This is a genomic window from Curtobacterium pusillum (genome assembly GCF_007673235.1).
Classification (GTDB): domain Bacteria; phylum Actinomycetota; class Actinomycetes; order Actinomycetales; family Microbacteriaceae; genus Curtobacterium; species Curtobacterium pusillum_C.
This window is the reverse complement of record NZ_VDZH01000001.1, coordinates 523,621-545,889: the sequence shown is the minus strand read 5'-3', so window position 1 is coordinate 545,889 and position 22,269 is coordinate 523,621. Positions and strand designations below refer to the sequence as shown.

21 protein-coding genes are annotated in these 22,269 nt (G+C 71.9%); 17 read left to right on the top strand and 4 right to left on the bottom strand.

The genetic code is table 11. The features are described 5' to 3' along the window. The first annotated feature begins 2 nt into the window (after positions 1-2). The 3 genes from FS532_RS02525 to hutI are packed head-to-tail and all read left to right on the top strand — an operon-like array spanning position 3 to position 3,789. Positions 3-1,229, top strand: a complete 1,227-nt coding sequence (locus FS532_RS02525) for an allantoate amidohydrolase (RefSeq protein WP_222121921.1) — start codon at positions 3-5, stop codon at positions 1,227-1,229. After that, the gene (locus tag FS532_RS02520; RefSeq protein ID WP_260852524.1) at positions 1,226-2,554 is read left to right on the top strand and encodes a formimidoylglutamate deiminase; all 1,329 of its coding nucleotides are present in this window, start codon (positions 1,226-1,228) and stop codon (positions 2,552-2,554) included. The genes FS532_RS02525 and FS532_RS02520 overlap by 4 nt, the downstream gene beginning before the upstream one ends. Beyond that, complete coding sequence (gene hutI / locus FS532_RS02515; protein WP_144750010.1) at positions 2,551-3,789, top strand: imidazolonepropionase; 1,239 nt, start codon at positions 2,551-2,553, stop codon at positions 3,787-3,789. Before FS532_RS02520 ends, hutI begins: the two co-directional genes overlap by 4 nt. Here the strand turns inward: hutI and FS532_RS02510 are convergent. Beyond that, positions 3,758-4,897, bottom strand: a complete 1,140-nt coding sequence (locus FS532_RS02510) for a DUF475 domain-containing protein (RefSeq protein WP_144750008.1) — start codon at positions 4,895-4,897, stop codon at positions 3,758-3,760. The genes hutI and FS532_RS02510 overlap by 32 nt on opposite strands. A 146-nt stretch (positions 4,898-5,043) precedes the next feature. Continuing rightward, positions 5,044-6,618 carry a helix-turn-helix domain-containing protein gene (locus FS532_RS02505; protein WP_186321875.1) on the bottom strand — a complete coding sequence of 525 codons (1,575 nt, stop codon included), beginning with the start codon at positions 6,616-6,618 and terminating at the stop codon, positions 5,044-5,046. 756 nt (positions 6,619-7,374) lie between these two features. On the opposite strand from FS532_RS02505, the gene FS532_RS02500 reads away from it, so the two are divergent. From FS532_RS02500 to csrA, 13 genes are all read left to right on the top strand, one after another. After that, on the top strand, positions 7,375-7,656 hold the full coding sequence (locus tag FS532_RS02500; protein WP_144750007.1) for a flagellar FlbD family protein: 282 nt from the start codon (positions 7,375-7,377) through the stop codon (positions 7,654-7,656). 1 nt (position 7,657) lies between these two features. Then, positions 7,658-8,491, top strand: a complete 834-nt coding sequence (locus tag FS532_RS02495; protein ID WP_079235958.1) for a motility protein A — start codon at positions 7,658-7,660, stop codon at positions 8,489-8,491. A 2-nt stretch (positions 8,492-8,493) separates the two neighbouring features. Then, positions 8,494-9,423, top strand: a complete 930-nt coding sequence (locus tag FS532_RS02490) for an OmpA/MotB family protein (protein ID WP_144750005.1) — start codon at positions 8,494-8,496, stop codon at positions 9,421-9,423. A gap of 102 nt (positions 9,424-9,525) precedes the next feature. Further along, positions 9,526-10,404: a flagellar motor switch protein FliM gene (locus tag FS532_RS02485; protein WP_144750003.1), complete on the top strand. Its 879-nt coding sequence runs from the start codon at positions 9,526-9,528 to the stop codon at positions 10,402-10,404. Beyond that, positions 10,401-11,114 carry a flagellar motor switch protein FliN gene (gene fliN, locus FS532_RS02480; RefSeq protein ID WP_144750001.1) on the top strand — a complete coding sequence of 238 codons (714 nt, stop codon included), beginning with the start codon at positions 10,401-10,403 and terminating at the stop codon, positions 11,112-11,114. Before FS532_RS02485 ends, fliN begins: the two co-directional genes overlap by 4 nt. A 10-nt stretch (positions 11,115-11,124) precedes the next feature. Further along, the gene (locus tag FS532_RS02475) at positions 11,125-11,652 is read left to right on the top strand and encodes a FliO/MopB family protein (RefSeq protein ID WP_144749999.1); all 528 of its coding nucleotides are present in this window, start codon (positions 11,125-11,127) and stop codon (positions 11,650-11,652) included. Further along, the gene (fliP, locus tag FS532_RS02470; RefSeq protein WP_144749997.1) at positions 11,649-12,467 is read left to right on the top strand and encodes a flagellar type III secretion system pore protein FliP; all 819 of its coding nucleotides are present in this window, start codon (positions 11,649-11,651) and stop codon (positions 12,465-12,467) included. Before FS532_RS02475 ends, fliP begins: the two co-directional genes overlap by 4 nt. 21 nt (positions 12,468-12,488) lie before the next feature. After that, positions 12,489-12,764: a flagellar biosynthesis protein FliQ gene (fliQ, locus tag FS532_RS02465; protein WP_144749995.1), complete on the top strand. Its 276-nt coding sequence runs from the start codon at positions 12,489-12,491 to the stop codon at positions 12,762-12,764. Next, complete coding sequence (locus tag FS532_RS02460; RefSeq protein ID WP_144749993.1) at positions 12,764-13,522, top strand: flagellar biosynthetic protein FliR; 759 nt, start codon at positions 12,764-12,766, stop codon at positions 13,520-13,522. The genes fliQ and FS532_RS02460 overlap by 1 nt, the downstream gene beginning before the upstream one ends. Positions 13,523-13,526: 4 nt before the next feature. Next, complete coding sequence (locus tag FS532_RS02455) at positions 13,527-14,708, top strand: EscU/YscU/HrcU family type III secretion system export apparatus switch protein (protein WP_144749991.1); 1,182 nt, start codon at positions 13,527-13,529, stop codon at positions 14,706-14,708. Beyond that, positions 14,705-16,759: a flagellar biosynthesis protein FlhA gene (locus tag FS532_RS02450; protein ID WP_144749989.1), complete on the top strand. Its 2,055-nt coding sequence runs from the start codon at positions 14,705-14,707 to the stop codon at positions 16,757-16,759. Before FS532_RS02455 ends, FS532_RS02450 begins: the two co-directional genes overlap by 4 nt. Beyond that, positions 16,734-17,630 carry a hypothetical protein gene (locus FS532_RS02445; protein ID WP_144749988.1) on the top strand — a complete coding sequence of 299 codons (897 nt, stop codon included), beginning with the start codon at positions 16,734-16,736 and terminating at the stop codon, positions 17,628-17,630. Before FS532_RS02450 ends, FS532_RS02445 begins: the two co-directional genes overlap by 26 nt. Positions 17,631-17,634: 4 nt before the next feature. Next, positions 17,635-17,886, top strand: a complete 252-nt coding sequence (csrA, locus tag FS532_RS02440; protein WP_144749986.1) for a carbon storage regulator CsrA — start codon at positions 17,635-17,637, stop codon at positions 17,884-17,886. Positions 17,887-18,021: 135 nt separating this feature from the next. Here the strand turns inward: csrA and FS532_RS02435 are convergent, their stop codons facing one another. Further along, entirely contained in the window at positions 18,022-20,112 is a 2,091-nt protein-coding gene (locus FS532_RS02435) for an acyl-CoA dehydrogenase family protein (protein WP_260852523.1), read from the bottom strand. Between the two features lie 214 nt (positions 20,113-20,326). Here FS532_RS02435 and FS532_RS02430 point away from each other — a divergent pair, with 214 nt between their 5' ends. After that, a complete protein-coding gene (locus FS532_RS02430) occupies positions 20,327-21,781 on the top strand; it encodes a peptide MFS transporter (RefSeq protein WP_144749984.1) in 1,455 nt (484 codons plus the stop codon). Positions 21,782-21,944: 163 nt separating this feature from the next. On the opposite strand, the gene FS532_RS02425 is transcribed toward FS532_RS02430, so the two are convergent. Further along, a complete protein-coding gene (locus FS532_RS02425) occupies positions 21,945-22,229 on the bottom strand; it encodes a hypothetical protein (RefSeq protein ID WP_144749982.1) in 285 nt (94 codons plus the stop codon). Positions 22,230-22,269: the final 40 nt, after the last annotated feature.

Sequence of the window (22,269 nt, the reverse complement as noted above, 5' to 3'; positions counted from 1 at the left end):
GCGTGACGGACTCCGGCGCGACCGTCCTGCCCGGACTCGCCGAGATCGCCGACGTCGGTCGCGACCACGTCCGCGGCGGGTACACGCGGCACCTGCTCGACGACGCCGAACGCACCCTGCGCGACTGGTTCGTCGAGCGCGCGACCCGACTCGGCCTCGACGTCGAGGTCGACCGCAACGGCAACACCTGGGCCTGGTGGGGCGCGCCCGGCCCGGACGCGTTCATCACCGGGTCCCACCTCGACTCCGTGCCCGGCGGCGGCGCGTTCGACGGCCCGCTCGGCGTCGTGTCGGCCCTCGACGCGGTCGCCCGGCTGCAGGCCGAGGGACACCGGCCCTCGCGCCCGACCGCGATCGCCGTCTTCGCCGAGGAAGAGGGCTCGCGCTTCGGCGTCGCCTGCCTCGGCTCGCGCCTGCTGAGCGGCGCCATCAGCCCGGAACGCGCGCTCGCGTTGACGGACGCCGACGGCACCAGCCTGGAGGCAGTGCTCGCCTCAGCGGGCATCGACCCGTCCGGCGTCGGTCCGGACCCTGATCGGCTGTCCGGCATCGGCACGTTCGTCGAGCTGCACGTGGAGCAGGGGCGCGGGCTGGTCGACCTCGGTGCGCCGGTCGCGGTGGCGTCGAGCATCCTCGGGCACGGCCGCTGGCGGTTCCGGTTCACCGGGCAGGGCAACCACGCCGGGGCGACGCTGATGGCCGACCGGCGCGACCCGATGGTGGCCGCGGCCGCCGTCATCGCCGGGATCCCGTCGCTCGCACGGCAGCACGGCGACGCGCGTGCGACCGTCGGTCGGCTCCGCTCGGTGCCGGGTGGGACGAACGTGATCGCGTCGGCGGTCGAGTTCTGGCTCGACGCCCGCGCCGGGGACGACGCCGTCACGCAGACCGTGGTCGCCGAGATCACCGCCACGGCTCGTGCGGCGGCCACCGCGAACGGCTGCGACGTGGAGGTCACCGAGGAGTCCTGGTCGGCCCGGGTCGACTTCCCGGACGGACCGCGCACGGCGATCGACCGGGTGCTCGTCGGTGCCGACGGTCCCGCGGTCCCCGTGCTGCCGACCGGCGCCGGGCACGACGCCGGCGTGCTGTCCGCGCACGTCCCCTCGGCGATGCTGTTCGTCCGGAACCCGACCGGGGTGTCGCACGCGCCCGAGGAGTGGTCCGACGCCGACGACTGCGCCGCCGGCGTGGACGCGCTCACCCGGGTGATGCGGGAGCTGACGTGACCGCCGCGGTGCGTCCGGTGCACTGCGCGACGGCGTTGGTCGACGGCGTGGCGGTGGACGACGTTCGTCTCGGGGTCGGGCCGGACGGGCGGATCACCGCCGTCGAACCCGGCGTCCCCGCGGCTCCGGGCGACCTCCGGCTCGGCACCGTGCTCGTCGGGTCGGGGAACGCCCACTCGCACGCCTTCCACCGGGTGCTGCGCGGCCGGACCCACGGCGACGGCGGCGACTTCTGGCAGTGGCGCACGGCGATGTACCGCGCTGCCGGAGCCCTCGACCCGGACTCGTACCGTGCGCTCGCGGTCGGGGTCTTCGGGGAGATGCTGGCCGCCGGGTGGACCGCCGTGGGGGAGTTCCACTACGTGCACCACCGGCCGGACGGCACCCCCCACGACGACCCGAACGCGATCGGGCTCGCGCTGGCCGACGCCGCCCGCGACGTCGGGATCCGCCTCACGCTCCTGGACACCTGCTACCTGACCGGTGCGCCCGGTGAACCGCTCGCCCCCGAGCAGCGGCGCTTCGGCGACGGCACCGCGGCCGCGTGGCTCGACCGCTGGCACGCCCTCCGGGACGCCGTCGGCGACGACTCCCTCGTGACGGTCGGCGCGGCGGTGCACTCGGTACGGGCGGTGCGTCCCCACGACGTCGCCGTGATCGCCGGCGCACTGCCGGACGACGTCCCGCTGCACGTGCACCTGTCCGAGCAGCCGGCCGAGAACGCCCGGAGCCTCGCTGCGTGGGGTGCCCGGCCGACGCGGGTGCTCGCGGACGCCGGCGCACTCTCGCCGCGGCTGAGCGTCGTGCACGCCACGCATCTCGACGACGACGAGATCACGCTCCTCGGGTCCGCCGGGGTCACCGCGGTCATCTGCCCGACCACCGAGGCCGACCTCGGCGACGGGATCGGTCCGGCCCGGCGCCTCGCCGACGCCGGCGCCGTGATCGCGCTCGGGTCCGACCAGAACGCCGTGGTCGACCCGTTCCTGGAGGTCCGCGGGCTCGAGGCCGGGGAACGCCTGGCCGCACGGCGGCGCGGTGTCTTCAGCCCCGCCGAGCTCGACGCCGCTCGGGGCACGGCCGGCTACCGGGCGCTCGGCCTGCGCGGCGGCATCGCGGTGGGTGCCTGGTGCGACCTCGTCGAGGTCGACCCGGCGAGCGTCCGGACGACGGGTTCGGCGGTGCCGCAGCTCGTGCTCACCGCGACCGCGTCGGACGTCCAGCGCGTGGTCGTCGGCGGGACCGTGCGCGCCGTCGACGGCAGACTGGCGGATGACCGCGCACCCGCGGACCTGCTGACGGCATGGACGGAGGACCACCGGTGACCAGCGAGCTCATCACCGACATCGGCGAACTGCGGACGCTCGACCCCTCCGGCGAGGCTTCCGGCGCGGTCGGCGGCGACGCCGCGGCGGCCGCCGTCACCCGGCACGACCAGGCGCTCGTCGTCGAGGACGGCCGGGTGGCGTGGATCGGTGCGCGATCGGACGCCCCGGACGCCGACGTCCGCACGAGCGTGGGTGGGCGCACGGTCCTGCCCGGCTGGGTCGACCCGCACACGCACCTCGTGTTCGCCGGCGACCGTTCCACCGAGTTCGTCGACCGGATGGCCGGCCGGCCGTACGCCGCGGGCGGCATCATGACCACCGTCCGTGCCACCCGCGCGGCCTCGGAGTCCGACCTGCTCGCCGGTGCGCGTGCGATCGTCGACGGTGCCGCGGCCCAGGGCACGACGACCATCGAGGCGAAGACGGGGTACGGCCTCGACGTCGCGACCGAGGAGCGGCTCGCCCGGATCGCGGCCCGGGTGGCGGACGTCGTGACCTACCTCGGCGCGCACGTCGTCCCGGAGGGCACCGACCGCGACGCCTACCTCGACCTCGTCACCGGACCGATGCTCGACGCGGTCGCCCCGCACGCGCAGTTCGTCGACGTGTTCTGCGAAGCGGGAGCGTTCACCCCGGACGAGTCCCGCCGGGTGCTGCTCGCCGGACGCCGGGCCGGCCTGGGGCTCCGGGTGCACGGCAACCAGCTCGGCGAGAGCGGCGGCGTCGCCCTCGCCGTGGAACTCGGCGCCGCGAGCGTCGACCACTGCAACCACCTGTCCGACGCCGACGTCCACGCCCTCGCGGGGTCGTCGACGATCGCGACGCTGCTGCCGGCGTGCGACCTGTCGACCCGCGCGCCGTTCGCCCCCGCCCGGCGGCTCGTCGACGCCGGCGTCCGGATCGCCCTGGCGTCGAACTGCAACCCGGGGACCTCGTTCACGTCGTCGATGCAGTTCCAGGTGGCCACGGCCGTCCTGCAGCAGCACTTGACGCTCGAGGAGGCCCTCGCGGCCGCCACCCTCGGCGGCGCCGCAGCCCTCGGGCTCGACCACGGGGACGACGCCGTCGGCAGCCTGCGCATCGGGGGACCGGCCGACCTGCAGGTCCTCGACGCCCTGACCGCCGCGCACATCGCCTACCGCCCGGGCATGCCGCTGACGGTCGCGACCTGGCGCCGTGGCGTCCGGGTGCCGGCGCCGGTCAGCCCCGTGCGATCCGGGTCCGGCCGGTGAGGCCTCGACGCGCCCGCTTCCACCACGCACGCCACGGCAACGAGGTCGCGAGCGCCAGGCCGATCACGACGCTGCCGAACCACCCGACGACGACGCCCGGGATCGGCACGAGCAGGCTCGTCCACAGCAGCACCGCGAGGATCCCGAGCACGTACGCGGCGCCGGCCTTGAGGTAGCGGAGCCGCTTCAGCCCTGCTGCCTCGTCCAGCCGTGAGGTCAACCGGGCCAGGAAGACCGCCCCGACCCCGATGGCGGCGACCGCGACCGCCGCCTGCTCGAGCGCGCTTAGCCCGTCGCCGCCGAGGACCCCGGAACCGGACAGGCTGTACACCCCGTCGAGGATCTCGAACAGCATGAACACGACGAGCCCCCGTTCGAAGACCACCGTCGAGGCGTAGGCGTGGATCCGCCAGGCGCCGCCCGTCCCCACCGACGCCGTGTCCGACGACGTCAGGCCGCCGAGTGCCCACGCCGCCACCCGCTTCGACAGCAGGTACGCGCCGATGCCCGCGACCCCGCCGAGCACCACCGGCAGGAGCCGCCCGGGGGCCCACCCGGCGTCGACCCCCACCAGCACCGCGGTGAGCACCACCCCGGTGCCGGCGGTGACCAACGACCAGACGCGAGGGCGCGCGACCCGGGCGAGCCGTGCCTCCAGACGGCCCAGCCAGGACCTGCGCGACGCGCGGTCCGTGTTGAACAGGTACTCCGCGAAGACCAACCAGATGAAGGCGGCGCCGAAGGCGGCGAGGGCGGGCCGGACCTCGGCGAGGTGGGCCGAGAAGGAACCCGGCGCGAAGACCGCCTCGCCCACCGAGCTCGCCGGGTCGGTGGCGTCCCCGACCGCCACGGCGGCCGGTGGGAGCAGCAGGCGCATCGCCAGGACCCCCGCGACGATGCCGAGCGACAGGAACAGCCGTCGTGCGGGGGAGTGCAGGCGGCCGGCGATGCCGGCCATCGGCACGGAGGAGTCCGCGGCCATCGCGATCTCGAGGAGCGCGAGCGCCGCGAAGGCGAGTGCCGCGGCCGGCCCGAGCACGAACCAGGCGACGGCGGCCGCCGCGACGGTGAGCAGGAGCGGGACGGTCAGGAGCGATCTCGTGGCCATCACCCCATCCAGCACCGTCGGCCTGGGTGGGCAGTGGAGCGCTCCTGGGCATCGGCCTGGAGGCACGGGTCGGTTCCCGCAGAACGGGTGACGGCCCGTCCCCACTTGCGGGGACGGGCCGTCGGGTCACGCTGGGCGGACCGGTTTCAGTCGTGGAACGTCTCGATGGACGCGCCGAGCGAGTTCAGTCGCTCCTGGAGCTGCTCGTACCCGCGGGCGATGATGCCGACGTTGCGCAGGACGCTCTCGCCCTTCGCGGCGAGCATCGCGAGCAGGATGACCACCGCGGGACGGAGCGCCGGCGGGCAGCTGACCTCGGCACCGGAGAAGTGCGTCGGACCGGTGACGTCGAGGCGGTGCGGGTCGCGCAGGGTGACGCTCGCGCCGAGTCGGGTCAGGTCGAGCAGGTGGATCGCCCGGCCCTCGTAGACCCAGTCGTGCACGAGCGTGGTGCCCTCGGCCATCGCAGCGATGACGACGAAGAACGGCAGGTTGTCGATGTTCAGGCCCGGGAACGGCATGGCGTGGATCTTGTCGATCGGGGCGTGCAGCTCGGACGGGTGCACCGTGATGTCGACCAGGCGGGTGCGGCCGTTCGCGGCGGCGTACTCGTCGGAGACGTCGAAGCGCAGGCCCATCTCGGCCAAGGTCGCGAGCTCGATCTCGAGGAACTCGATCGGCGCGCGGGTCACGGTGAGCGTCGACGCCGTGACGATCCCGGCGGTCAGCAGGCTCATCGCCTCGACCGGGTCCTCGCTCGGCCAGTAGTCCACGACCTCGTCGATGCGGCTCTTGCCCGTGATGCGGAGCGTCGTCGTGCCGATGCCCTCGACCTGCACCCCGAGGAGCTCGAGGAAGAAGCAGAGGTCCTGCACCATGTAGTTGGGGCTGGCGTTGCGGATCACGGTCTCGCCGTCGCGGGCGGCCGCAGCGAGGATCGCGTTCTCGGTGACCGTGTCACCGCGTTCGGTGAGGACGACGGACTTCGCCGGGACGTCCTGGTTCGCCACGCCGACCTCGTACCAGCCGGAGGTCGCCTCGACGTCGACGCCGAAGGGCCGCAGCGCGATGAGGTGCGGCTCGACCGTGCGGGTGCCGAGGTCGCAGCCACCGGCGTAGGGGAGCCGGAAGGACTCGTACCGGCCGCTCAACGGTCCGAGGAACATCAGGACGCTGCGGGTGCGACGGGCGGCGTCGGCGTCGATCGCGTCGAGCCGCAGGTCCGACGGGGCGACGATCTCGAGGGTCTCGCCGTCCTCCGACCACGTGACGCTCGCGCCGAGGCTACGGAGCACGTCGATGATGCGGTCGACCTCGACGATCCGGGCGACCTTGTGCAGGCGGGTGACGCCGCGGTTGAGCAGCGAGGCGCAGAGGAGTGCGACGGCGGCGTTCTTGCTCGAGTTCACGGCGATCGAGCCGCTGAGCTTCCGGCCGCCCTGCACGCGCAGGTGGGCACGCTGCGGGGCGCCGCCGATCGAGACGATCTGCTGGTCGAGGGCATCGCTGATGCGGGTGAGCATCTCGAGGGAGAGGTTCTGCCCGCCCTGCTCGATGCGGTTGATCGCGCTCTGGCTGGTGCCGACGCGTTCGGCGAGCTGCGCCTGGGTCATGCTGCGGCCCTTGCGTGCGCCGCGGATGAGGGCGCCGACCTCGCGGAGGGGTGCGGCGGTGGTGACGGCCGTGGCGGTCGGCGTGACGACGGTGGTGGTGTCGGACATGGCGCCAACGTAACACGGTCATGAGATAAAGACGGGGGTACAACGCCCAGGTTTCTCAGGATCGGGGTGGGAATACACCATCGGTGAGAGTTCCGGCGGGTTGCGGCGGGGGCCGGGTCGGTGGTCGTTGCGTGTGCATCGTGCGACAAGACGGTCGTCGTGCGACAGCCGCGGTGTCGCTCCTTGCGCGCGCATGCGCCGGACTGAGGGGCGTGTGGCGGCGAGCGGCGGGCCAGCGGTCGTTGCGCGTGCATCGTGCGACAAGACGGTCGTCGAACGACAGCCGCGGTGTCGCTTCTTGCGCGTGCAACGGTTGCGTGTGCATCGTGCGACAAGACGGTCGTCGTGCGACAGCCGCGGTGTCGCTTCTTGCGTGCGCAACGGTTGCGCGTGCATCGTGCGACAAGACGGTCGTCGTACGACAGGCGCGGTGTCGCTCCTTGCGCGCGCATGCGCCGGACTGAGGGGCGCGTGGCGGCGAGCGACGGGCCAGCGGTCGTCGCGCGTGCATCCTGCGACAAGACTGTCGTCGTGCGACAGCCGCGGTGTCGCTTCTTGCGTGTGCATCGTGCGACAAGGCGGTCGTCGTACGACAGCCGCGGTGTCGCTCCTTGCGCGCGCAACACTTCGGTGCAACCGCCGCGACCGGCACTAACGGCACCGCAGCGCCCGCCGATAGTCCCTCGTGCAGGCCCACGGACGGGCCGCATCCCGCCCCACGGACGGCGGCGGGACGATCGAGAACCAGGACGGGCCATGATCGTCGTCACACGACTGAACGGCAGCGGATTCGCTGTGAACCCCGATCTCGTGGAGCGCATCCAGGAGACGCCGGACACGACGCTCATCATGGTCGACGGTGCCAAGTACATCGTCCGCGAGTCCATGGCCGACGTCATCGACCTCATCGCCGCGTACCGCGCCCGCATCGTCGGCATGGCCTACGGCACCGACCTGCCGACCACCCGGAACGCGACGGGGCCCCAGCCGACGCTCGCCGCGGTCGCGCCCCTCCGCACGCAGGACGGGGGTCGCTGACGTGGACATCGCAACGATCATCGGCATCCTCGTCGCGTTCGGCGCGCTGTTCGGCATGGTCGAGATGGAGCACGTCGAGCTCGCGGGGCTGTTCCTGCCGGCGCCGATGCTCCTCGTGTTCGGTGCCACGATCGGCTGCGGCATCGCGAGCACGACACTCAAGGACGCGATCGCCAGCTTCAAGGCGGTGCCGAAGGCGTTCACCGGCAAGGTCACCCCGCCGCAGGCCGTCATCGACGACGTGGTGGGGCTCGCCGAGACGGCCCGTGCGAACGGTCTGCTCGCGCTCGAGCAGGAGGCCGACAAGCACGACGACCCGTTCATGAAGAAGGCCCTGCAGAACATCGCGGACGGCACCGACGGCGACGAGCTGCGGATCCTGCTCGAGGACGAGATCGAGTCGAACGCCGCCCCGGTGCGGAGCGCGAGCGCGTTCTTCATGGGCCTCGGCGGGTTCGCACCGACGGTCGGCATCATCGGGACGGTCGTCTCGCTCACCCACGTCCTCGCGAACCTCGGCAAGCCGGACGAGCTCGGCCCGCTCATCGCCAGTGCGTTCGTCGCGACGCTCTGGGGCCTGCTCACCGCGAACTTCCTCTGGCTGCCGATCGGCGGCAAGCTCCGGAAGCTCGCGCAGCTCGAAGCCGACCGGCAGACGCTCCTGATGGAGGGGCTCCTGGCGGTGCAGGCGGGCAGCCAGCCCCGACTGCTCGGGGAGCGGCTCACCGCGATGGTCCCGCCGGCCGCCCGTGGTGGGGACGCCAAGGCGAAGGGTGCCAAGAACAAGGGCAAGGGCAGCGACGCCGACCTCGACGACCAGCAGCTGGCGGCCTGACGATGAGCGCGAACCCCAGAGGACGCGGCCGCGGTCGCTCGAAGAAGTCCCACGACGAGGCAGAACACCCCGACGAGCGCTGGATGGCGTCCTACATGGACATGATCACGGTGCTGATGTGCATGTTCCTCGTGCTCTTCGCGATGTCGACGGTCGACCAGCAGAAGTACATCGCCCTGAAGAACTCGCTCGCGACCGGCTTCGGCGAGGTCAAGTCGCAGAAGGTCGACACGGCGTCCGGCACGGTCGTGACGAAGGACGAGGTCAAGGACGGCTCCGGCTACTCCGTGGACAAGTCCCAGGCCGACCACTCCACGGCGTCGTCCGGCACGAAGGACACCAACGTCGACCCGGCCTCCACCGTGGTCCCGACGACCGCGACGAAGGCCGACGTGGCCGCGGCGCAGCAGGAGCTCGACGACCTCAAGGCCATCGAGGCGGCGATCAAGGCGAACCTCGACAAGGCCGGGCAGACCTCGAACGTGCAGTTCACCGTCGACGCCCGCGGCCTGACCGTGCGGCTCGTCGGCAGCGAGACGTACTTCACGACGAACAGCGCCGACCTGTCCGACCAGGCGAAGCGGGTCATGGACGCCATCGCGCCGGTGCTGAAGACGAGCAGCCACGACGTCAGCGTCGAGGGGCACGCCGACCAGCGGAACTCGACCGCCCCGTACGCGACGAACTGGGAGCTCAGCGCGGCACGGGCGACCGGGGTGCTGCGGGACCTCGTCGAACGCGGTGGGATGCCGGCGGACCACATCCAGAGCGTCGGGTTCGGGTCGAGCCGGCCGCTCGCGAAGGGCGGCACGGACGCGGACCTCACGCTCAACCGCCGGGTCGACATCGTGGTGCTGTCGAACCAGGACCAGGACGTCAGCGCCCTGATGCCCGCGCTGGCGAAGGCGCAGGACGGAGCACGACAGGGCTGAGGCCCAGGACCGAACGAGCACACGACGACACCGACACGACCACCGCCCCAGAAGAGGGGGCAGCACTGACGGGTGCTCCACAGCGGACCGATAGACGCACCCGTGACCGAGACCCTGCCAGCGCCCGAGGTGTACGACTTCGCGCGCCCGTCGACGCTCGCCCGCGAGCACGCCCGGGTCCTCGAGCTCGCCTTCGAGACGTTCGCGCGTCAGTGGGGCACGCAGCTGACCGCCAAGGTCCGTGCCGTCAGCCAGGTGACCTGCGAGCAGGTCCAGATGACGACGTACGACGAGTACGCCGCGTCGCTGCCAGCGCTGACGGGCATGGTCCTGCTCCCGATCGCCGACGTCACCCCGAAGGGCGTGCTGCAGGTCCCGCTCGACGCCGCCCTCACCTGGGTGTCGCACGCGCTCGGCGCCTCCAAGCCGCTCCCGACGCCGGACCGCACCTTCACGCCCATCGAGCAGGCGCTCGTCCGCAAGATCGTCGAGGACGCCCTCGACGACCTCCGCTACTCGTTCGGCGGGCTGCTCGCGCATGACGTCACGGCGGGCGGGTTCCAGTTCAACTCGCAGTTCGCCCAGGCCGCCCAGAAGGGCGACCTGATGATCGTCGCGTCGTTCACGATCCGCGTGGGGGAGCGGGTCGCTCCCGGCACGCTCGCGTTGCCGGCCGAGGCCGTCCTGCCGCAGCTCGGCGAGGCCGCCGCGCACGTCACGCCCGCCGACGCGCGCGCCCTGGTCGACGCGCAGCTCGCGAGCGTCCCCGTCGGCGTCAGCCTGCGCTTCGCCCCGGCCACGGTGCTGCCCTCGCAGGTGCTGCGCCTCGCGGTCGGCGACGTCCTGCCGCTGCCGCACCCGCAGCACCGCCCCCTCACCATCGCGGTCGACGGCGAACCCGTCGGCACCGCCGCGGTCGGCGCGAACGGCTCGCGCCTCGCCGGCATCGTCGTCACCACCACATCGGAGCTCCCCGCATGACCGTCACGACCACCCTCCACACGCAGGCGGCCGAGGCCCTCGCCGCGCAGCTCCCGACGGCCGTCCCGTTGACGGTCGTGGCCCAGCCTGGAGGCGCGACCCCCGTCGCCCTCGAAGCGGCCGGTGACGCCGTGGTCGCCTCGTTCGTCGGCGGCCTGTCGGCCGACCTGGTCCTCGTGCTCACGGACCTCGAGACCGTCACCGCCGCTGGTGGCACCGATTACGGGATCGTCGACGTCACCGACGTGCTGCGCCCCTCGCTCGAGGCGGCAGCGGGCGTCCTCGGCGTCGGCGTCCTCGGCGACGCCCGGCGCGAGTCGGCCTCGGCGCTCCTGGCCGACCCCGACACGGTGGTGTTCGAGCTCACGGCCGGTGGGACGCCCGGCGGGTGGTTCGCCCTGCGCGTCCGCGAGAACGGCACGGTGTCCCAGGCTGCGTCCGCCCCGGCGACGATGCTGCCCGCCGGGAACCTCGGCCGCATCAACAACGTCGAGATGACCCTCACGGTCGAGATCGGCCGCACCCGGATGTCCGTCCGCGACGTGCTCGGCATGGAGCCGGGCGCCGTCGTCGAGCTCGACCGCAGCGCCGGTGCCCCCGCCGACGTCCTGCTCAACGGCCGACTCATCGCGCACGGCGAGGTCGTCGTGGTCGACCAGGACTACGCCGTCCGCATCACGAAGATCCTCGACGTCGCCGAGAGCGTCTGAGCCGCCGACCGTGGACACGCTCGTCATCACCCTCCGCGTCGCGCTCTCGCTCGGCGTCGTGCTCGCCCTCATGTGGGTGCTGCACCGACGCATGGCGAAGAGCGGCTTCGGCGCGGGCAAGACCAGGGGCCGTCGCTCGGCCTCGGTCGAGGTCGTCGCCCGCCAGGGCATCGGCGGCAAGGCGAGCGTCGTCGTGGTCGACGTCGAGGGGGAGCGCCTCGTGCTCGGGGTCTCCGAGCAGGGCGTCAACCTCCTCACCAGCGGGCAGGCGCCGGCACCCGAGCTGACCATCGTGACGGGTCCCGTCCAGCTGCCCGTGCGTCCGACCCCGTCGGCCGACGCGTTCCGTCAGGAACTGGCCGCGCAGACGGCAGTCGAGCCGCGCCTCCAGGCCGACGCGGCGGAGCAGCTCCCGATGCGTCCCCGGAACCGCGACCGGCGTACCGTCCCGACGTCCGCGCAGCTGCAGGGCTCCATCCTGTCGGCCGACACCTGGCGGCAGGCCGCCGCGGCGCTCCGGAACCGGCGGGCCGGGTGACCGCGGCGCGGACCGGACGTCTGATCGCCCTCCTGCTGCTGGGGGTGACGGTCGTGGCCGGCTTCCTCATGCTCACCGCGACCGGTGCCCATGCAGCGGGCGTCGTCCAGCCGACCGCTCCCGCCACCCCGACCGCGCCGTCCACCGGTGACTTCAGCGTCAGCGTGAACGGCCCGGACGGCACGCCCTCGTCGGCCGTCGTGACGCTCATCGGGATCACGCTGCTCAGCGTCGCCCCCGCCCTGATGCTCATGATGACGTCGTTCACGAAGATCTTCGTGGTGCTCGCGATGACGCGGAACGCCCTCGCACTGCAGTCGATCCCGCCGAACCAGGTGCTCGCCGGCCTCGCGCTGTTCCTGTCGCTGTTCGTCATGGCACCGGTCCTCGGGCACATCAACGACGACGCGCTGCAGCCGTACCTGGCCGGACACCTCGACTTCAACCAGGCCGTCGAGATCGGCACGAAGCCGCTCCGCACCTTCATGCTGCACCAGACCCGCGAGGAGGACGTCGCGCTCATCACCCGCGCGGCCGGTCAGGACAACCCGAAGTCGATGGCCGACGTGCCGATGACGACCGTGATCCCCGCGTTCGTGATCTCCGAGCTGCGGAGCGCGTTCATCATCGGGTTCGTCATCTTCATCCCGTTCCTCGTGATCGACCTCGTCGTCTCGGCGGCGCTGATGTCGATGGGCATGATGATGCTCCCGCCGGTCATGATCTCGCTGCCCTTCAAGATCCTGCTGTTCGTCCTGGTCGACGGCTGGGGCCTCATCATCAAGTCGCTCATCGAGAGCTACCACGTCGTCTAGGACGACGGGACAGGGAACGACATGAACCAGCAGGCCGTCATCGACCTCACGCTGCAGGCGCTCCTGGTGTCGGCGAAGCTCGCCGCGCCCGTCCTCGTGACGTCGCTCGTCGTGGGCTTCGCGATCTCGCTGTTCCAGTCGGTCACGCAGATCCAGGAGGTCACGCTCTCGTTCGTCCCGAAGGCCGTCGCCGTCGCCATCGCCCTGGTGGTGTGCGGCAACTGGATGATCTCGGAGATGGTGGCGTTCACCCACGTCGCCTTCGACATGATCCCGAAGCTCCTCGGGACGGCCTGATGGAACTCGTGATCAACGGCGACCGCCTCGAGGCGACGATGCTCGCCGGCGTCCGCCTCGTCGCGTTCTTCGTCATCGCGCCGCCGTTCTCGTACCGGGCGTTCCCCGCGACCGTGAAGGTGATCCTCGGGCTCGGCCTGGCGATCGGCGTCGCGCCCCGCGTCGCCGAGGGGTACGCGTCGCTCGACACCGGGCCGTTCCTGCTCGCGCTCCTCACGCAGCTCGTCGTCGGGCTCTCCCTGGGGTTCCTCGTGTTCCTGGTCTTCGCGGCCGTGCAGTCCGCCGGCGCCCTCATCGACCTGTTCGGCGGGTTCACCCTGGCGCAGGCGTACGACCCGCAGTCGCAGGTCAACGGCGCGCAGTTCACCCGGCTGTTCCAGATGGCGTCGCTCGCGCTCCTGTTCGCGTCCGGCGGGTACCAGCTCATCGTCGCGGGGCTCGTGCGGTCGTTCGACGCGGTGCCGCTCACGGGGACGTTCGAGCTGGGCGGGCTCGCCTCCGTGCTCGTCACCGCGCTGTCGCAGATGTTCCTGTCGTCGCTGCAGATCGCCGGACCGCTCGTCGTCGTGCTCTTCCTCGCCGACGTCGGCCTCGGCCTGCTCACCCGCGTCGCCCCGGCGCTCAACGCCTTCCAGATGGGCTTCCCGATCAAGATCGGGCTGACCGTCGTCTTCGCCGGCGCCCTGTTCATGGCGCTGCCGTCCGTCGTGTCGTCCCTCACCGGCGACGCGGTGGCGGCGATCACGGGACGGGGGTGACCCGGTGTCCGACAGCGGAGAACGCTCCGAACAGGCGACGCAGAAGCGGATGCGCGAGGTCCACCAGAAGGGGCAGATCGGCCGTTCGCAGGACCTCGGCGCCTGGATCGGCATCGCGGCCGCGGCGCTCATGATGCCCGCGGCGATCGGCAACGCCGCCGCAGCGGGCTCCGACCAGCTCCGAGCCGTCCAGCGGGTCATCGCGAACCCCTCGATCGGCACCATGAACGGCGTCTTCCACGACGCGCTCGGGTCGATCGCCGGCACGCTCGGCCCGATGCTCGGGGTGGTGCTCGTCGCCGTGACGGCCGCCGCGGTCGCGCAGGGCGGCGTGCACTTCCGGAAGCTGACACCGCAGCCCGAGCACTTCGACCCCATCGCCGGCCTGAAGCGGGTGTTCGGCACGCAGGCGCTCTGGAACGGGGCGAAGGCGCTGCTGAAGACCGCCGTCGTGGGACTCGTCCTCTGGTTCGCCGTGCAGGCGCTCGTCCCCGTGCTGATGACGAGCGGCTCGTTGCCGCTCTCCGCCGTGCTCGACGCCGCGGCCGGAGGGGCCGGGACGCTGCTGCGTGCCGCGATCGCCGCCGGCCTGATCCTCGCCGCCCTCGACGTCTTCGTGGTGATCCGCCGGAACCGGAAGCGCACCATGATGACCAAGCGTGAGGTCAAGGACGAGAACAAGCACAGCGAGGGTGACCCGCTCGTGAAGTCGCAGCGGCGGTCCCGGCAGCTCGCGATGAGCCGCAACCGGATGGTGCAGGCGATCGGCACCGCGGACGTCGTCATGACGAACCCGACCCACTACGCCGTCGCGCTCAAGTACGAGCCGGGCAAGTCCGCGCCGAAGGTCGTCGCGAAGGGGGCCGGTCCCGTCGCGGACGTCATCCGCGCGAAGGCCGAGGAGGCCCGCGTCCCGATCGTCCGCGACGTCCCGCTGACCCGTGCCCTGCACGCCGCGTGCGAGCTCGGGCAGGAGGTCCCCGTCGACCTCTACACGCCCGTCGCCCGCGTGCTGTCGTTCGTGATGGCGCTCAAGGCCCGCGGGGCGGCGGCCGGGTCGCACACGCCGCCACGACCCACCACTCCGGACGAGGTCGCCACGGTCCTCGACCCGACCACGCTCACCGGGGACCTCCGGCCACGCAGACTCCGCAAGAACAGCCCACTCGAAGAGGTACCCGCATGAACCGCAAGGACTTGCCGAAGCTCGTCGTCCCGGTCTTCATCGTCGGCATCATCCTGCTGCTGATCCTGCCGGTGCCGTCGTTCCTGCTCGACTTCCTGATCATCTGCAACATCCTGCTGGCGCTGGTGATCCTGCTCACGACTTTGTTCGTCAAGAAGCCGCTCGACTTCTCGGTGTTCCCGTCGCTGCTGCTCGTCGCCACGCTGTTCCGGCTCGGGCTCAACGTCGCGTCGACCCGGCTCGTGCTCGGCGAGGGCTTCGCCGGTGACGTCATCCAGGCGTTCGGCCACGTTGCCGTCTCCGGGTCGATCATCATCGGCGCGGTGATCTTCCTGATCCTCGTCGTCATCCAGTTCGTCGTCGTGACGAAGGGTGCCGAACGTGTCGCCGAGGTCGGGGCCCGCTTCACCCTCGACGCCATGCCCGGCAAGCAGATGGCCATCGACGCCGACCTGAACGCCGGGCTCATCACCGACGCGCAGGCGAAGGAACGTCGGGCCGCCGTGTCCGCCGAGGCGGACTTCTACGGTGCGATGGACGGCGCCTCGAAGTTCGTGAAGGGCGACGCGATCGCCGGCATCCTCATCATCGTCATCAACCTCGTCGGCGGCATCGCGATCGGCATGCTGCAGAACGGCCTCTCGGTCACGGACGCGCTGTCGAAGTACGGCATCCTGACCATCGGCGACGGGCTCGTCACGCAGATCCCGGCGCTGCTCATGGCCGTCTCGACGGGCATGATCGTGACCCGCTCCGGCGCCGAGACCGAGATCGGATCGTCCGCGACGACCCAGCTCACGCAGTCCCGGAACGCCCTCGCGATCGCCGGCGTCGCCGCCATCGCCATGGGGTTCATCCCGGGCATGCCGATCGTCCCGTTCCTGCTGATCGGCGCCACGCTGCTGTTCATCGCCTGGCGGCTCGGGCAGCAGACGAAGCGCGCCGAGCAGGACGCCGCGGCGCAGCAGGCCCTCGAAGCCGCAGCACCGAGCGCGGACACCCCCGAGGACCTCATCGAGCAGATGCGCGTGCACGCCCTCGAGATCCTGCTCGCCCCCGACCTCGTCGACATGGTGTCCGGGGCCTCCGACGACCTGCTCGGCCGTGTGCGTGCGCTCCGTCGGAAGATCGCCGTGGACATGGGCGTCGTCGTGCCGCCGGTCCGCACCCGGGACAGCATCGAGCTCCCACCGTCGACGTACGCCATCCGGATCGCGGGCGTCGAGGCCGGTCGCGGCACCGCACCGTCGCGCAGCGTCCTGGCGCTCGGCGACCACCTCGACGGGCTGCCGGGGGAGACGACCGTCGAGCCGGTGTTCGGCCTCGCCGGCAAGTGGGTGCCCGCCGAGCTCCGGCACGCCGCGGAGATGACCGGTGCCACCGTGATCGACCGCGTCTCGGTGCTCGTCACCCACCTGCAGGCGATCATCGGCGACAACGCCGCCCGGCTCCTCACCCGCGAGGACGTCAAGGTCCTCACCGAGGGCGTCAAGCAGGTCAACCCCGCGGCCGTCGAGGAGCTCGTCCCGGGCATGCTCTCCCTCGCCGAACTCCAGCGGGTGCTGCAGGGGCTGCTCGCCGAGCGCGTGCCGATCAACGACCTCGGCCGCATCTGCGAGGCGCTCACGCTCCGCGCGAAGGTCTCCACCGACCCCGAGGGGCTCGTCGAGGCCGCCCGTGCCGCACTCGGCCCCGCGCTGCCCGCCCGCTACCTCGACGCCGGCACGCTCCGGGTGATCATGATCGACCCGCTGCTCGAGCAGTCGATGCTCGAGGGGCTCCGTCCGTCGGAGCAGGGCACCCAGATCGTGCTCGACGCGCACCGCATCGAGCAGGTCCTCGGCTCCCTCCGCGACGCCGTCCGTTCCGTCGAGGACCAGGGGATCTCCGCCGTCCTCGTCTGCGCTCCGCAGCTCCGCCCGGCCGTGCACCGCATGGTGTCCGCGCAGTCGAACGGCCTGCCGGTGCTCTCCTACCAGGAGGCCACCGCCGCGGGCTCCACCATCGAGACCGTGGGAGTGGTCCGTGCCGCCGACCCGATTGCAGCGTAACGGCGCCACGCTCGACGAGGTCCGCGACGCCGTCCGGGCCGAGTTCGGCGCCGGTGCGCGGATCGTCGCCGCCGAGCGCGTCACCACGCCGGGCATCGGCGGGCTCTTCCGCAAGGCGCACGTCGAGGCCACCGTCGAGGTCCCCGCGCCCGACGAGGTCCCCACCGCCCGCGTCGCCATCGCCGACGGCCCCGCCACGCGGGTGGGCATCGCGGCGCTGCTCGCCGACGCCGAGGAAGCCGAGGCCCGCATCGCCAGCGGTGACGGCACAGCGTCGACGCGGGCCGACGCGTTCGCGTCGGTGCTGGACGGCTTCGTCGCGGACGGGATCACGGGGAGCGCGCCGCGCCCGGCGCCGGCACCGCCGGAGGTGACGGAACCCGTGCAGGGTGGGTCGCGCCTCCAGGCCGTCGACGCGTTGGTCGCGGATCCCGTCGTCGTCCGGCCTGGAGGCACGGCTCGGCCCGTGCCCGCCGCCGTGCGTTCCGCAGACGGAGACCTGGTGCTCCTGGTCGGCCGACCCAACGACGTCGACGCGGCCGCCGGCATCTTCGCGACCCGCTACGCGCTCCGCCCGACCGACGCGTCGGACCGGCGGAGCGGGATCCTCGCGCGGGCCGAGGGGGTCCGCGACGGCCACGCGCTGCTCGGGGTCGCCGCGTGGGACGACGCCCAGACGGTGGACGGCCTCGGGCCCGACCAGGTGTGGGTCGTCGTGGACGTCGGCCGGAAGCCGGAGGACTCGAGCGCGATGCTCACCGCGGTCGCCGGACGGGTGCACGTCGCCGGGGTCGTGGCGATCGGCGCGGGGGAGACCGCCACGCCGGAGTCGGTCCACCTGCTGGGGGTGCCCGTCCTGTCGCTAGGCTGAGCGGGTGCTGGTACTCACGCGGAAGGTCGGCGAGCGGATCCTCGTCGGTGACGACATCGTCATCACGGTGCTCGACAGCCGCGGGGACGGCGTCCGCATCGGCATCGACGCACCGCGCGGGGTGAAGATCCAGCGCGAAGAGGTCGTGCGTGCGGTGACCGAGGCGAACGAGTCGGCCTCGGCGACGGCTGCTGACGACGACGCCGAGGCGCGGTTGCGTCGGGCGCTGGGGGACCTCGGCGGTACCGAGGCCTGACGGGTCGCGCGGAGCCCGCGTCCCGCGGCCCGCGTCCCGCGTCCCGCGGGAGGTCGGATCGCGCCCCGATACGAACACTGCGCCCCGTTCCTTCGGGGCGCGATGTTCGTCCGGGGGCGCGATCCCGTGCTTGGCCTACGGGCGGGGCTTCTTCTCCTGCTCTGGGAGCCGACCGGCCGCAGCCTCGGCGGCGAACCACGCCCGTGCCTCGTCCTGGCGCGCCTGCTCCTCGCCGAGGGCGATCGGAGCGCGCACGTGGCCGGGCTCGTAGCCGAACGAGTCGAGCAGCTGCGGGATGACCGGACGGACGCGGGCGACGAGCCGGTCGATGTACGCCGACACCGCACGGGCGCGCTGCGCCGTGATCCGACCGTGCATCAGGTACCAGTCGAGGTGCTGCTCGAGCAGGCCGAGGGCGAACAGGTCGCGGAGCCAGACGAGCACACGGCGGGTGTCGCCCGGCGGGACCTCGTCGATCGCTTCGGTGAACGCCTCCCACTGCATGAGCTCGGCGTGCGCCTTGGCGGCCTCGATGAGCTCGTGCTGCGACCGGTTGAGCAGGAGGGCGCCGCGAGCACGGTCCTTGCCGGTGGACGCCAGTCGGAGCCCGATCTCGGTCACCATCGTGTCGACACGACCGGCGAGCAGGTCGCGCTGCGTCTTCGCGTCCTGCAGGTCGGTCACGGACGCGGCGAGCGAGCCGCGGTCGGCGACGGCCTGACCGAGGCGCCGGATGCCGGTGGCGTCGGCGAGCTTCGTCGCCGCCTGGGCCGCGACGAACTTCGCCGTCGACGCCGGGTCCTTCGGGGCCCTCGCACGGAAGTCCGTCAGGAGACGCTTGCCGACGAGCTGGAGCAGGACGGTGTTGTCGCCCTCGAACGTCACGTAGACGTCGAGGTCGGCGCGGAGCCCGGTGAGGCGGTTCTCGGCGAGGAAGCCCGCGCCGCCGCAGGCCTCGCGGCACTCCTGCAGGGTGTCGAGCGCGGACCAGGTCGACATCGACTTGAATGCCGCGGCCTGGGTCTCGAGGTCCTCGCGGCGTTGCGGGGTGTCCTCGCGCCCGCTGAAGACGTCGTCGAAGGTGCGGAGGAGCTTCTCGTGCGCGAACGACTGCGCGAAGACCGTTGCGAGGCGGGGGATCAGACGGCGCTGGTGGCGACCGTAGTCGAGCAGGACCCCCTCGGTGCCGTCGCCGGTGGGGAACTGGCGGCGCTGGGCGGCGTACGTCAGGGCGATCTGCAGCCCGATCTTCTGGGCGACGACCGCGGCACCGTCGAGCGACACCCGCCCCTGCACGAGCGTGCCGAGCATGGTGAAGAAGCGGCGACCGGGCGACGCGATCGGGGAGGAGTACGTGCCGTCCTCGGCCACGTCGCCGTAGCGGTTGAGCAGGTTCGTGCGCGGGACGCGGACGTGGTCGAAGTGCAGGCGCCCGTTGTCGATGCCGTTCAGGCCGCCCTTGTAGCCGTCGTCCTCGCCGCCGACGCCGGGCAGGAAGGCGCCGTCGGCGTCACGGAGCGGCACGTAGAAGGCGTGTACGCCGTGGTCGACGCCCTGCGTCACGAGCTTCGCGAAGACGACCGCCGCCTTGCCGTGCAGGGCGGCGTTGCCGATGTAGTCCTTCCACGCGCCACGGAAGGGCGTGTGGATCTCGAACTCCTGGGTGTCCGGGTCGTAGGTCGCCGTGGTGGCGATGCTCTGCACGTCGGAGCCGTGGCCCGTCTCGGTCATGGCGAAGCAGCCGGGCACGTCGAACGAGACGATGCCGGGCAGGAACTCGCGGTGGTTCCGCTCGGTGCCGAGGTGGTGCACTGCCGAGCCGAACAGGCCCCACTGCACCCCGGCCTTGATCTGCATCGAGGGGTCGGCGGTGACGAGCTCCTCGAACGCTGCGAGGTTCCCGCCGTGGTTGCTCTGGCCGCCGAACTCCGCGGGGTAGGGCCGCTGGATGGCGCCGGCGTCAACGAGGGTCCGGAGCTGGTCGAGCGTCCGACCGCGGGCGTCGGCGTAGGGCATGCCCTCGATCTTGTGCATCGCCGGGTCCAGCGCGAGCCGGCGGGAGATGCGTCGGTCCTCCGCCCAGCGACCGAGCAGGTGCTCGGCGAGCAGGTCGACGTCGATGCGGACGTCGGTGTCCGTCCCGCCGGCGGGTGTGCCCGCGGCGGGGTCGCCCGCGGCGTCGGCCTTGGGCGTGTTCGTGCTGTGGACGGGTGCGGTGTCGACCATGGTCGGAGCCCTCCTGAACTGCTCTGTCCGGTGTTGCAGAAGCCACGCTATTCACGGCACCCGTGAGCCGCACGAAGGGCGTCCGGGCGGCACAACGAACGGCACCGTGGGATCGTCGCCGTTGGTGGGAACCCTCCAAATCGTGGCACGTGTAATACATGAGCAGGATTCGTCGATTCGGTGCGACACTCGCCCGAGGGGCAGACTGTCCGGCATGTCAGGTACCACCGCGCCGGAACGCAAGCGCACATTCTTCGGGCAGCCGTTCGAGCTGTCCACGCCGTTCGCGGTCGAACTCTGGGAGCGGTTCTCGTTCTACGGGATGCAGGGCATCGTCCTCATCTACATGTACTACTCGGTGGCCAAGGGCGGCCTCGGGATCGACTCGCACGTCGCGACCGGCATCGTCGGCGCGTACGGCGGCGCGGTGTACCTCTTCACGATCCTCGGCGCGTGGATCTCCGACCGGCTCATCGGCGCGGACCGCACCCTGTTCGGCAGCGCGGTCGTCGTGATGTGCGGCCACATCGCCCTGGCGCTCATCCCGGGCGTCGCGGGCGTCGGCGTCGGCCTCATCCTCATCGCCCTCGGGTCCGGCGGGCTGAAGGCCACGGCGACCACGATCGTCGGCGGTCTGTACAGCAAGGACGACGACCGCCGCGACGCCGGCTTCTCGCTGTACTACCTCGGCGTGAACCTCGGCGCGTTCTTCGGTCCGCTCCTGACCGGCTACTTCCAGCTGAAGTTCGGCTTCCACGTCGGCTTCGGCATCGCCGCGGTCGGCATGGCGGCCGGCCTCGTGCAGTACGCGATCCGCCGTCGCAAGCTCCCCGCCGTCGTCCGGCACGTCCCGAACCCGCTCGAGAAGCGTCGCTACCCGCTCGTCGGCGTCCTCGTCGTCGTCGGGCTGGCGATCATCCTGACGGCGGTCCTCACCGGCCTGCTCAACGTCGACAACCTGCCGCAGGTCGTCGTCGCCATCGTGGTGCTCGCCACCATCGCGTACTTCGTAGTGATCCTGTCCAGCGGCATCACGAAGGAGGAGCGTTCGCGCGTCCTCGCCTTCATCCCGCTGTTCATCGGCAGTGCGGTGTTCTGGTCGCTGTACCAGCAGCAGTTCACCGTCCTGACGATCTACTCCGACCAGCGCCTCGACCGCTCCCTGTTCGGCTGGGAGATGCCGGTCTCGTGGGTGCAGTCGATCAACCCGGTGTTCATCATCGTGCTGTCCGGCGTGTTCGCGGCGATGTGGACCAAGCTCGGGCCCCGTCAGCCGTCCACCCCGACGAAGTTCGCGCTCGGCACCGGCATCATGGGCGTCGCGTTCCTGCTGTTCCTGCCGTTCGTCGGCTCCGGGCAGAACGGCACGCCGCTGCTCGTGCTCGTCGGCATCCTGCTCGTCTTCACCTTCGCGGAGCTCCTGCTCTCGCCGATCGGCCAGTCCGTCGCCACGAAGCTCGCACCGCCGAAGTTCCAGACCCAGATGGTCGCGCTGTTCTTCCTGTCGGTCTCGCTCGGCACGGCCGTCACCGGTGTCCTGTCGCAGTACTACGACCCGGAGAACGAGGCGCCGTACTTCGCGATCCTCGGCCTCGTCGCCGTGGCAGTCGGTGTCGTCCTGCTCGTCATCGCCAAGCCGGTGCTGAAGCTCATGCGCGGCATCCGGTAGCCTGAGGGAAGCCACACCGGCCCCGGAACCAAGGAGTCACCAATGCTCGAACTCATCGCAGGCGTCATCATCGGCATCGGCGTGCTCGGCGGCGTGGGGGTCTGCATGGCCGTCGCCGCCATGATGAAGAGCGGCTCGGAAGAGTACTGATCCGCCCGGGGTCCTAGGACTCCGGCGTCGGCTCGACCGGCACCAACTGACGACTCAGGACGGTCGCGCGCTCGAAGGGGCCGCGGCCGTCCTTCGTGTACACGGGCTCCTCGAACGCCACCGTCCAGGTGCGCTGGGCCCCGCCGATCTGGCTGCCTCCCGGAGCGACGATGACGCCGATCGGTTCGTCGGCCCACTCCTCGCCGCCTCGATCGCTGTCGACCACCCGCACGAGGGCGCCGATGCCGAGGCCGGGCGAGTCGTCGGGGCGGGACTGGGGAGAGCGTCGTCCGAACACGCGCCCACCGTAGCGTGCCCGCCCTTGGCTCCGCCGCGAA